This is a genomic window from Bacillus cereus group sp. BfR-BA-01381 (assembly GCF_022663555.1).
Taxonomy (GTDB): Bacteria; Bacillota; Bacilli; order Bacillales; family Bacillaceae_G; genus Bacillus_A; species Bacillus_A pacificus.
This window is the reverse complement of sequence record NZ_JAKUFR010000031.1, coordinates 41,043-52,763: the sequence shown is the minus strand read 5'-3', so window position 1 is coordinate 52,763 and position 11,721 is coordinate 41,043. Positions and strand designations below refer to the sequence as shown.

The following is an 11,721-nucleotide window of genomic DNA, read 5'->3' as shown; positions in this document are numbered from 1 at the left end:
AAATTAATGTAAATATCGTAAAAGATACTTCAACAGCTGTTAATTTATTTGAAAGTAAACAAGTAGACCGAATTACGATTAATTCAGAGTTTGTTGATAAATATCAAAAAGATCCGAGCTTAAAGAAAATGGAACGTCCTTCTGTGACGTTTTTCCGATTTAGTCAAAAGAACCCTTTGTTAGCAAACAAAAATGCTCGTAAAGCTATTTCGCTTGCTTTTGATAAACAAGGAATCGCAACAACGATTTTAAACAATGGTTCTATACCTGCGAATGCATTCGTTCCAAAAGGATTCGTAAAAGGACCTGACAATAAAGATTTTCGCAGTACAAGTAATGTAAAAGTAGAAACAAATGTGAAAGAAGCTAAAACACTATGGGAAACTGCGAAAAAAGAAACAAACTTACAAAACGCTTCTCTTTCAATCATAACAACAGATGAGTCTAACGATAAAAAAATTAGTGAGTTTTTAAAAGGTGAACTGGAGAAAAACTTACCCGGATTAAAAATCACATTACAACCACTTCCAGTAAAAGCATTTTTAGATCGTGAAGGAAATGGCGATTTTGAAATCTCACTTTCTACTTGGGGACCAGATTATCCTGATCCTACAACATTTTTAAATATGTTCGTCACAGACGGACCGTTTAATAAGATGAGTTACTCAAACAAACAATACGACGAATTAATTGAGAAAACGAGCTCTACTTTAGTAACTGACTTACCAGCACGTTGGAAAGCGTTCCAAGATGCCGAGAAAATCTTACTTGAAGATGGTGCAGCTATCGCTCCAATCTTCCAATCAGGACTTGTATATTTAGAACGTCCAACAGTAAAAGGTGTTGTTGTTCGTCCATTTGCAGGAATTTATTCTTATAAATGGGCCTCTATTACAGAATAAGAAAAAGGCGATCCTAAAACATTTTAGGATCGCCTTCTTTATTAAATTGCAAAACGCTTATATTTTTCGTAATCGCTCGTCTTACATTCCACTTCTAGTTTCGTACCTTCGTTTTCATAACTCGTAGATAGAACGTGCGCATGAGTATTGAAATAAGAAACCACCTGTCCTTGATCATACGGAATTAACATTTCACACTTCGTATACTCTTTATAAATGTGTGAGCGAATCATTTCGACAAGCTCTTTTATTCCAACATGTTTCTTCGCCGATAAATAAACACGGTCTTCTTGTACTTTCGGAATTTCGACATCTACCATATCTGATTTGTTATAAGCATAGATTGTTGGAATATTTTCTACTCCAATTTTCTTTAACGTTTCATTTGTAATATCAATTAACTGTTCATAATTTGGATTTGCATAATCTACAACATGAATAAGTAAGTCTGCTTCCGCTACTTCTTCTAACGTTGAACGGAATGCTTTCACAAGATGATGCGGTAATTTACTTACAAATCCAACTGTATCTGTTAATAAGAATGATTTATTATCTGGTAAATCAATATTTCGCACCGATGTTTCTAACGTCGCGAATAACATATCTTTTTCAAATACTTGTTTTTCTTCTGTCCCATTATAAATTTCAAGCATCGCATTCATCGTCGTTGATTTTCCTGCGTTCGTATAACCTACTAATGCTACAACAGGAATTTCATTTTTCTTACGTTGCTTTCGCTGCGTTTGACGCTGCGCAACAAGAGCTTCTAAATCTTTATTTAAAACTGAGATTTGTTCTTCAATTTTACGACGATCCAACTCTAATTTCTTCTCACCGACACCTTTATTTTTCGTACCAACACCGCCGCTCTGTCTTCCTAACGATTCGCGAAGACCGATTAAACGAGGCATCATATACTGAAGATGGGCCACCTCTACTTGCAACTGCGCTTCTTTCGTTTTCGCACGTTGCGCAAAAATATCTAAAATTAATATGGTACGGTCAATTACTTTACAATCTAAATCCGCTTCCAAATTTCGAATTTGTGAAGGAGATAATTCGTCATTAAAGATGACCATATTCGCATCTACTTCATTTACATAGGCTGCTACTTCTTCAATCTTTCCTTTTCCAATATAGTGAGATGGATTTACACGTTGTAAATTTTGCGTCACTTGGCCAATTACCTCTACATCACAAGCTTCTGCAAGATTCGTTAACTCTTCCATCGAATACGCAAAGTCATCTTCATTACCTAAATTTACCCCAACTAAAACTGCTCTTTGTAATAATTCTTCCATATATTTATTCCTCCATTTCGATTACGTAAAATAAAAAACACAGGTAACTGCCTGTGTTTTCGTAAACGGATAAGGGTTCACCAAAGAAACAGGAGAAAGCTGTACTTTCATCCTATCTCATAGTCAAAAAGCCCCAAGATCATATACGTATCCACAATAAGTGTTCACCTATACGATCCCATTCTATTTATAAAGGCAAAACAAAAAGAGGGCGTATTCGTCCCTCCCTCTTTTTCACATATAAGCTTAATAAAGGGTTCCTTTAAAATAGGCAGACCAATCCCGTTCACTCTGCACACAGACAGAGCCTTTGAGCGCTATTCAATTATTGGCACAAAGTATTGAGACGTAATCTGATTAAGATCAAAGGAAGCCCCTCCGTTCATTTTAAGTTACATAAAGTGTAGCATAAGTAATTCGCTTTCACAAGGTTAAACCACCTATAGAAACTGAAAGAAAATCTTTGTATTTTTACTTTAATCGTCATTTTTTGCGCTTTTTTCTTACAATAAAAATCACAAGAGCTACTATCAGTAACAGACCTACAGAAAGAGTAACAACTTGCCACCAGCTTAAACCATTCAACATGCCACCTTTTAAATCGACTTTCTTGGTCGGAACAGATTCTTTTGCAATTTGACTTAAAGTTACTTTGTCCGCCCCTGCCTCATCTAATCTCTTCGTTCTACTACAACTATTTGTGTGTAATTGTTTTTCCAATCCTCTTTGAGAAGAATATACTAAGTACTCTCCTCCTTCCACAAAGTGAAATACACAATCACCACCATTTGTATATACAATAATTTGCGAAGAATTTGTCCCTTTCCAAATTTTCTTCACTTCAAATAATACTTCAATTCCAACCCCTTCTTTCCTTCCAACCTCAATTACTTTTCCCTCAAACACTACATCGTTTTTTTGAAAGGCCTCTTCTGCTGATACGTTAATACAATCACAAGCATAAGATTTCTCTGAAAAAATAATAAGAATAAAGCTACAAATAATGACAACAGGCAACATGCGTAAAACTGTTTTCAAGGAGCTCAACTCACTTCATTATCAATTTTAAAAACTTCTCATATATTATTTTTTACAACACTCGCTAAATTCCTTCATAGTAAGCTAAGTCGTTCAATACACCAAAAATCTATATTGACATTTTTATAACCTGATATTAGTATCAGGTTACAAAATAAAGTTAGGAGCTGTTCCTATGAATTCTAAATCTCGTATTACTGCAATTGGTACTCATGTTCCAAATCAAATACTCTCTAATCATGATTTAGAAAAAATGATCGATACGAATGATGAATGGATTGTACAAAGAACAGGAATGAAGGAAAGAAGGATTGCTAGCGAAGACGAATACTCCTCACACTTAGCCATTAAAGCAATTGAAAATTTATGTACAACATATAAGAAAAACTTAGAAGATGTCGACTGTATCATTGTTGCTACTACTACTGCTGATTACGTTTTCCCTAGTGTTGCTTGCCAAATACAACAATACTTCAACATACCTCATACAATAGCATTTGATTTAAATGCCACTTGCGCTGGTTTCACATATGGCTTGCACGTCGGTAATAGCTTGATTACTTCTGGATCACATAAAAAAGTACTTGTCATAGCGACAGAGACATTATCAAAAGTTACTGATTACATCGATAGAACGACCTGCATTTTATTTGGCGATGGTGCTGGCGCTATTTTATTAGAAAGAGATAAAAACAAATCGAGCTTTATTGCTGCTCATATGGGCACAAATGGTGACGGCGGAATTCATCTATACAGAACAAACTTATCTACAACTATGAATGGTACACCACTGCAAACAAATGAAAAAATCGTGCAAAATGGAAGAGAAGTATATAAATGGGCAACACGCACGGTGCCAACAGGGATAAAAGAACTATTACATACCGCAAATATGCAAAAGGATGATATAGACTGGTTCATTCCTCATAGTGCTAATTTACGAATGATCGAATCTATTTGTGAAAAATCTCAAATTCCAATACAAAAAACATTAACGAGTGTGGAATTTATGGGGAATACATCTTCCGTCTCTATTCCACTCGCACTAGATTTAGCTAGAAAAGAAGGAAAATTAAGTAACGGAGACACACTTTTACTATACGGATTTGGCGGTGGTCTTACGCATTTAGGGCTTATTGTGAAGTGGGATTTAATTTAAGTTTATAAAAAGAGGTTCTAGTTAGTAACTAGAACCTCACTTCAATTTCGTTATCCTTTTCGGGACCATATCACAACAGGAATAAGCATGAAAGCTACCCCCCCTCCAGCTAATGATAATGCCGCATAACTTGAATTCGCCACTACCATTCCTGACATCGCTCCACCTGAAGCTCCAGCTAGCGCAATAAACACATCTATTTTCCCTTGTGTCTTTGCACGTGTGGAAGGGATAGTTGCATCAACAATTTGAGCCGTACCACTTATTAAACCGAGGTTCCATCCTAATCCAAGTAATGACAAAGCAACAATTAATAGTATTAAAGAATCACTTGGCGCTATCGCCGCTATGACACCTGCTGCTAGTAAAATTACTCCACCAGCTATACTCATCGTAGTTCTTCCAATTTTGTCAATTAGCATTCCCGTAAAAAGAGACGGAAGATACATTGCACCGACATGAAAACCAATTACAAGACCTACTGCACTTAAAGCGTGACCGTGGTGTCCCATGTGAACTGGAGTCATCGTCATAATTGCAACCATCACGATTTGAGTAAGTATCATTACGATAGCTCCAACCGTAATGCCTCTTTTATTTTCTTTCACTTCCTCTGTTACTGCTTGCCCTTTATATGTATGTTCTTGTTTATATGATTCTATCATATTAGCAATAAGTAACGGATCGGGACGAAGCATAACAAATAGTACAAGACCCGCCAGTATAAATGCAGCTGCTGATAATATGAACGGACCAGCAAGTTCAGGAATTCCAATTGAATGAGCAAACCTTCCCATTACACCTACTAAATTCGGACCTGCGACTGCACCAAAAGTTGTCATTACCATAGTAATACTAATGGCAGTTGCTCTTTGCTTCTTATTCGCTAAATCCGTTCCAGCATAACGCGCTTGTAAATTCGTAGCCGTACCTGCACCGTATATGAGTAAAGAAACTAGTAAAAGAATAATACTATTTATTACAGCTGACAATACAACTCCAATAGCCCCTAGTCCCCCTACTATAAAACCTGCTGCAAGCCCTATGCGGCGACCGTGTTTTTGCGATAACTTCCCGACAAAGAAAGCCGCTACCGCCGATCCCATTGTAAACATAGCAGCTGGTAATCCTGCATATGCATCTGTCCCAAGCATTTGTTGTGCAAGAAGTGCACCTACTGTAATCCCAGCAGCCAACCCTGCTCCGCCGAACATTTGTGAAATACTTATGATTAGTAATGTTCGTTTATATAATTTTTGCTGCTCTTCTTCTGTATACATACGATTATTTATTGAAACATTGGCTGTATTAATCATTTCCTCACCCTCTCTATAAAGTGAAACTTTAATCGGTGGGGGTCTTACTGCCCATTAAAGCGGGATAAAACTAATCCCCCTTGTTAATGTACTATAGAACAACAAAATCCCCAAATTTATAATGCTGAAATGTATTTATACATGTAAAGAACCCCACGGTTTACGTTTCACTCATTACCGAAGGGTTCCTATAATAATTATACTAATTTTTTCACAACTAGCATTCCATCATTTGAGTATAACTCACCTTTAGATTATTTCCCTTACACTCCCCCTACAACTCTTTCTCCTCTCTTTTTACTCAAAGCCTTTCCTTCCCAAAATAACAAACTCACTAAAGCAAAGAGTAAAATAATTGGCACACTCGCTTTATATAAATCTGTAAAACTCATAGCCATCTGATTCTTAGCATAATGATTCACATCGTTCGAAAATGCACGTACTTCTTTCTTTATACTTTCTTCTTGTTTTTCAACTTCATTTGTCACTTGATTCATAACTTCTTCTCTTTTTATATCTCTATATTCTACTGGAACAGCATTTAATACTTCATCTACTTTTTGGTGAATTAATTCGTCTTTTTTCTCTTTATTTAACCCTACAAATTTTTCATTTTGATGCTTTTCTACATTCGTTTCTATACTTTGATTCTCTATTTTTTCTTTTGTTACTTGTAATATCTCAGCTTGCTCGACACTACTCACATGAATATTACGCACCTTTTCTTCTGCATAACGATATACATTCTCTTTATTTACAGTTAAGTTGTGAGTTAAGTTAGATACAAATATTGCGACCGCTAAAACAATACCTACTTGCCGCAACATTGACACAACACTTTGAGAAGCAGTTAATAATTCCCCTTCAAACGAAGAAGCACTTAAAACTGTAATTGGACCTACTACTAAACCATACCCAACACCCAATATCATACATGGAATAATAATTTCTATATTTGTTGAATTAACATCAATCATTTGCAACCAATAATAAGATAAGCCCATAACAAGAAAGCCTGATAAAATAATAGTTACTTTTCCGAGTTTTTTAATTAAAGTTGCTGCAGCTGGTGAGACAAAAAATATCATTGCTGAAATAGGTGTCACTAAAAAAGCTGCTTCAATTTCCGTTCGCCCTTGTATTTTCGTTAAGAATGTTGGAAGTAATACAGTAACTCCAATTAAAAATACATTACTTAATATGACAACGATAGATGCTCCGACAAACATTCGATCTTTAAATAAATTTAAATTCACCATCGGATTATGAATCTTTCGTTCTACTAGAACAAATAGAATAAGAGAAATAGTACTAAGTACATAACAAGACAAAGCTATATTACTTTGCCATCCCCATGTATTTCCTTTTACTAATATGAGAGTAAAAGAGAAAATTGCTAAGCTACTTAATAGTAGTCCTACCCAATCTATTTTTGAGATAATACGTTCTTCATTTTTTATTTTTAACATAGTGCAGCATAAAATGATTCCAAGAATACAAATTGGAACATTTACGAAGAACACCCATCTCCAACCGAAATTTTGTGTAATAACTCCACCTATTACTGGTCCCATCGCAGCTGACAGACCTTGTGTTACGCCTAAAATTGCAAGTGCAACATGCCTCTTAGCTAATGGCATTGCTGATACACCAATTACCATACTAGTTGGAAATAAAATCGCTGCCCCTACACTTTGTATAAAGCGAGAAAAGATAAGAAAATCTCCCGTATTAGCAAAAGCACACAGTACTGACCCGCCACCAAAAATCACCAGACCAAGAATATACATCTTTGCTTTTCCAAAGATATCAGCTATCCGCCCTAGCGGAATAGCAAGTACTGCTATTGTCATTGTATAAACATTTAATACCCAAGACATCTTTTCCAATGAAGTATTTACACTCGTTTGTATCGCTGGTAAAGCTATATTCATAATAGTCGTATCAATCATACAAAGAAATATACCTAAACACATTAAAAAGACAATCTTAATCCCCTTTGATTGCTCCATATTCATCCACCCTTTATTTATTGTGAACTTGTTTTTCATTCTTCTGTTTTATTGTTTTTTTGTTTCTAATTGTTCTAGTTTTCTTTTCAATGTCTCAACTTGAGCACTATACGATGCGATACCTACATCGAGTGAAATTTCCTCAACAAAAGTAATACCTTCTCTCCACTTTTCATATTTCAGACGTAGATCCGCAATGTATGCTTCTTTCCTTTCAATCTCGTCCTTAATCCATCTTTTTATCGCCTGATCATCGCTATAATTACCGAAATACATCCTCATTAAAAAGTCTGAACGTAAAACATCTTTCTCTACATCCGTTTGCATGTATTGATAAAACTCTTCACGCCCCTCATCTGTAATAAAGTACATTTTCTTATTTGGTTTCCCTTCTTGCATAACAACTTCTTTTTTTATTTTCCCCTCTTTTTCCAACTGACGTAACGTTGGATAGATCATTCCAAAACTTCCATCAAAGAAATGAGTAAATACGTCTTCAAACACAATTTTAATATCATAACCAGACAATTCTTTTTCCATTAGTAAGCCTAAAACAACATCTCTTCCCTTCACAATAAGACCCCCACACAGTATATAATCAATAATCATATTAACAATGTTAATATGATTATTGATTATATACCTTATTCTGTTAATTGTAAAATGTTTCTAAATAAAAAATACCCTGTAATTTTGTTGTTCCAAATTACAGGGTATCTCTACTTTATATTTCATATATAAACCTTGTACTATTTTACAACTACATCTTGATTCGTTTCAAAGTCTTCCGTCTTACCTTCTTTCATTTCATAATAATAAGAAGGCAATTCTATACCATGCTCTACAAAATAATCCTCAATTAACGAAATAATCACTTTCAACGTTTTCAAACGTGCGTATAATTTATCGTTGCTCGCGATTATTTGCCATTTTGCATTGGGCTTATTTGTTTTTTCAAACATGTCTTCCATTGCCTCAACATACTCGTCCCATTTTTCACGGTTACGCCAATCTTCATCTGTAATTTTCCATCTTTTTAAAGGATTGTTCTCTCTATCTTTAAACCTCTTTAATTGCTCATCTTTACTAATATGATAGAAGAACTTCCCGATTATATAATGATCATCTGTTAGTAGTTTTTCAAAATCATTAATCTCACCATACGCTCTCATCCACTCTTCCTTTGTAGCAAACCCTTCAACACGCTCAACTAACACGCGGCCGTACCACGAGCGATCGAAAATAGTAATTTGCCCGTACTGAGGTATTTTCCGCCAGAAACGTCGCAAGTAATGGTACCGCTTTTCATGAGGTGCTGGTGCTCCAATTGGATTTACTTGAAACCCACGCGGATCAAGGTGCTCTGTCACTCGTTTAATCGCTCCGCCTTTTCCTGCCGCATCCCAGCCTTCCATAACGAGCATAACTGCGATTTTTTCTTCTTTTACTATTTGCTGCAACGCTAATAAGCGCCTTTGATATTTTTCAAGTTTCTTATTGTACTTAGATTTCGATTCAATTCTTTTCGTTACATCTACTTTAGCAAGAACTCCATTTTCCATAAAACAAATCCCCCTTGTTGTATGACAATGTTATTTTAACATATTATTGGAAATTTTCTACATTAGAAAAAAACTGTGTAGAAAAATTTCTACACAGCTTCCTTCTCTAATTGCACATCTACTTCAATATTCTCATTTTTATTTTTCACAGCTTTTATAAAGAATACAGCAGTTAATATAACGGTAATAACCGCACCTACCATATAAGATATGTTTAACGGAATATTAAAACCAATTTTTGCATTTAAAATGTAAATGACAGTCATGAGCGTCATAAATATCGCCGGAATTAAGGAAACAACATACGGTTTTCCTTTTATAAATAAATACATCGTTCCAATCCATAACGCAATTGCTGCAGTCGATTGGTTAGCCCAAGAGAAATATCTCCATAATAGTGTGAAATCAATTTTCGTTAAACCGTATGCAATAACAAACAATGGAATTGCAATAATTAAGCGGTTTTTCAATTTCGTTTGATTAAAATTGAAATAGTCCGCAATGATAGAACGTGCCGCACGAAATGCAGTATCACCAGATGTAATTGGTAGTACAATTACTCCGATAACAGCAATCGTTCCGCCGACAGCCCCTAACATTGTCTTTGAGATTTCACTTACAACCGCAGCTGGTGTACCAGATTTAATTAACTCATTTAATTCACCATATGAGAAAATACTCATCGCCGCCGCTGCCCAGATCATCGCAATAATTGCTTCTGCAATCATCATGCCGAAAAATACATATCGGCCGTGTTTTTCAGTTTGAAGTGTTCTTGAAATAATTGGTGATTGTGTTGCATGAAACCCGGATAAAGCACCACATGTAATTGTCAGCATTAATAGTGGAAAAATCGGTGCATTATCTGGATGCATATTTTCAAACGTTAATTCTGGGATAGGAGAACCTTTTATTATCATCATTCCCCCTATACCAATAGCACTTATTAGCAATAATGCACCTAATACCGGATAAATCTTCCCAATAATTTTATCAATTGGCAAGATCGTAGACAAAATGTAATATACAAAAATAACAGTTAGGATAATAGTGATTGACACTTTCCCTTGTAATACGATATCAAGTAATGATGCTGGTGTTGTAATAAACACAGTTCCTACTAATACTAAAAGCAACAGTGAAAAAACATTTACAATGTGTCTCATTGCATTTCCTAAAAACTTCCCTGCTAATTCAGGAATATGCGCCCCTTTATTTCGAATAGAAATCATCCCTGTAAGATAATCATGAACAGCACCTGCAAAAATAGCCCCTATTACGATCCAAACAAATGCAACCGGTCCATATAAAGCACCTAATATTGGCCCAAATATAGGTCCAGTACCTGCAATATTTAATAATTGAATCATAGAATTCTTTCGCCTATCCATAGGCACATAATCTACGCCATCTTGGTTCACATAGGCCGGCGTCTTTCTTTTGTAATTGACTCCAAATATCTTTTCAATAAACTTTCCGTATGTAAAATAACCAATTATCAATACGACGATTGATACTAAAAATGTAATCATTCCTATCCCCTCCCCTTTACAGAAAATGCTTTCCTATTCCTATATAAGAAAACGTTTTCAATTTATTCTAGCATATTTAACCAAATTAAATAAATATTTTATATAGAATTTTTAGTATATTCTTTTTATAACAAAAGTATCCCCCTTATAACAATAAGAGTGACTTGATTATTCGTAACTAAATCCATTCCAACGATAAGGCTTAGTACCCCAATACTTATATACACAATTACTGCATTACATGGATTCAAATCTAAAAACATCCCCAAAATAAATATATACAAAAATAATAATTGTAGAAAAATACTGCTTCCCATACTTACGAGTTCTTTCAATATATCCTCTCCCTAAACCGTATGGTATATTATCTCAAAAAGAGAAGAAAATAATGAACAAATCCATTAAAGAATGGGAGCTCTGAAAAAATGAAACAAAAAATATTAACTCTCTTTACGCTTATATGCTTAGCACTACCAATACAAGCTAGTGCATACACATTTCAATCACTACCAATTGCATCAAAGTCTAAACAATGGTATATCGAAATTGATAAATCTCATAACGTAAACAAGCAAGCAATCCAGCCAAAACAAGGTGTATTTGATACATATAGTTTACTCGTAAAAAACATCGGTCATGATGTATCAAACGTATCCGTGGAAATACTTGATAACAATCCTACCTCTAAAGCTACCTTTAAACCTACTACACCTAATGAAAATATTTCTAAAAGTCATACAAGCTTTGACTACATGGTATTCCCATTAGACTTTAATAGCCATAATTTTAAAGTTGTGATTACTTGGGAAGAAAAGAACTTTTCTTACAACGGCCATCCAGTAAATGAAAGTAAAAAAATGAAACAAACATTTGTATTTAATGAAGAGTAAGCCCTAATT

At 34.9% G+C, this 11,721-nt stretch carries 10 protein-coding genes and 1 pseudogene; 3 read left to right on the top strand and 8 right to left on the bottom strand.

Annotated features, from left to right (window positions below):
• Positions 1 to 902: peptide ABC transporter substrate-binding protein (locus MR079_RS13130; RefSeq protein ID WP_242294105.1), on the top strand; the 902-nt coding region annotated here is incomplete at its 5' end.
• A 41-nt stretch (positions 903 to 943) separates the two neighbouring features.
• Here the strand turns inward: MR079_RS13130 and hflX are convergent.
• On the bottom strand, positions 944 to 2,203 hold the full coding sequence (hflX, locus tag MR079_RS13125; RefSeq protein ID WP_000391879.1) for a GTPase HflX: 1,260 nt from the start codon (positions 2,201 to 2,203) through the stop codon (positions 944 to 946).
• Between the two features lie 483 nt (positions 2,204 to 2,686).
• Complete coding sequence (locus MR079_RS13120; RefSeq protein ID WP_242294104.1) at positions 2,687 to 3,241, bottom strand: cobalamin biosynthesis protein CbiN; 555 nt, start codon at positions 3,239 to 3,241, stop codon at positions 2,687 to 2,689.
• A gap of 175 nt (positions 3,242 to 3,416) precedes the next feature.
• Here MR079_RS13120 and MR079_RS13115 point away from each other — a divergent pair, with 175 nt between their 5' ends.
• Positions 3,417 to 4,400: a ketoacyl-ACP synthase III gene (locus MR079_RS13115; RefSeq protein ID WP_242294103.1), complete on the top strand. Its 984-nt coding sequence runs from the start codon at positions 3,417 to 3,419 to the stop codon at positions 4,398 to 4,400.
• A gap of 50 nt (positions 4,401 to 4,450) precedes the next feature.
• Here the strand turns inward: MR079_RS13115 and MR079_RS13110 are convergent, their stop codons facing one another.
• The 6 genes and pseudogenes from MR079_RS13110 to MR079_RS13085 form a co-directional block, all read right to left on the bottom strand.
• Complete coding sequence (locus tag MR079_RS13110; RefSeq protein WP_242294102.1) at positions 4,451 to 5,716, bottom strand: MFS transporter; 1,266 nt, start codon at positions 5,714 to 5,716, stop codon at positions 4,451 to 4,453.
• 263 nt (positions 5,717 to 5,979) lie between these two features.
• A complete protein-coding gene (locus tag MR079_RS13105; RefSeq protein ID WP_139867792.1) occupies positions 5,980 to 7,728 on the bottom strand; it encodes an MFS transporter in 1,749 nt (582 codons plus the stop codon).
• Positions 7,729 to 7,763: 35 nt separating this feature from the next.
• Positions 7,764 to 8,301: pseudogene (locus tag MR079_RS13100) on the bottom strand (PadR family transcriptional regulator).
• Between the two features lie 176 nt (positions 8,302 to 8,477).
• Positions 8,478 to 9,290: a polyphosphate kinase 2 family protein gene (locus MR079_RS13095; RefSeq protein ID WP_242294101.1), complete on the bottom strand. Its 813-nt coding sequence runs from the start codon at positions 9,288 to 9,290 to the stop codon at positions 8,478 to 8,480.
• A gap of 89 nt (positions 9,291 to 9,379) precedes the next feature.
• Positions 9,380 to 10,822 carry a carbon starvation CstA family protein gene (locus tag MR079_RS13090; RefSeq protein ID WP_139867795.1) on the bottom strand — a complete coding sequence of 481 codons (1,443 nt, stop codon included), beginning with the start codon at positions 10,820 to 10,822 and terminating at the stop codon, positions 9,380 to 9,382.
• 125 nt (positions 10,823 to 10,947) lie between these two features.
• Positions 10,948 to 11,157, bottom strand: a complete 210-nt coding sequence (locus MR079_RS13085; RefSeq protein WP_242294100.1) for a hypothetical protein — start codon at positions 11,155 to 11,157, stop codon at positions 10,948 to 10,950.
• A 90-nt stretch (positions 11,158 to 11,247) separates the two neighbouring features.
• Here MR079_RS13085 and MR079_RS13080 point away from each other — a divergent pair, with 90 nt between their 5' ends.
• A complete protein-coding gene (locus tag MR079_RS13080; RefSeq protein ID WP_139867800.1) occupies positions 11,248 to 11,712 on the top strand; it encodes a hypothetical protein in 465 nt (154 codons plus the stop codon).
• Positions 11,713 to 11,721: the final 9 nt, after the last annotated feature.

Bases quoted from the DNA above. Each gene is read 5' to 3' on its own strand.
- MR079_RS13090 (WP_139867795.1), bottom strand. From the start codon at position 10,822: ATGATTACATTTTTAGTATCAATCGTCGTATTGATAATTGGTTATTTT.
- MR079_RS13115 (WP_242294103.1), top strand. From the start codon at position 3,417: ATGAATTCTAAATCTCGTATTACTGCAATTGGTACTCATGTTCCAAAT.
- MR079_RS13080 (WP_139867800.1), top strand. From the start codon at position 11,248: ATGAAACAAAAAATATTAACTCTCTTTACGCTTATATGCTTAGCACTA.
- MR079_RS13095 (WP_242294101.1), bottom strand. From the start codon at position 9,290: ATGGAAAATGGAGTTCTTGCTAAAGTAGATGTAACGAAAAGAATTGAA.
- MR079_RS13105 (WP_139867792.1), bottom strand. From the start codon at position 7,728: ATGGAGCAATCAAAGGGGATTAAGATTGTCTTTTTAATGTGTTTAGGT.
- hflX (WP_000391879.1), bottom strand. From the start codon at position 2,203: ATGGAAGAATTATTACAAAGAGCAGTTTTAGTTGGGGTAAATTTAGGT.
- MR079_RS13110 (WP_242294102.1), bottom strand. From the start codon at position 5,716: ATGATTAATACAGCCAATGTTTCAATAAATAATCGTATGTATACAGAA.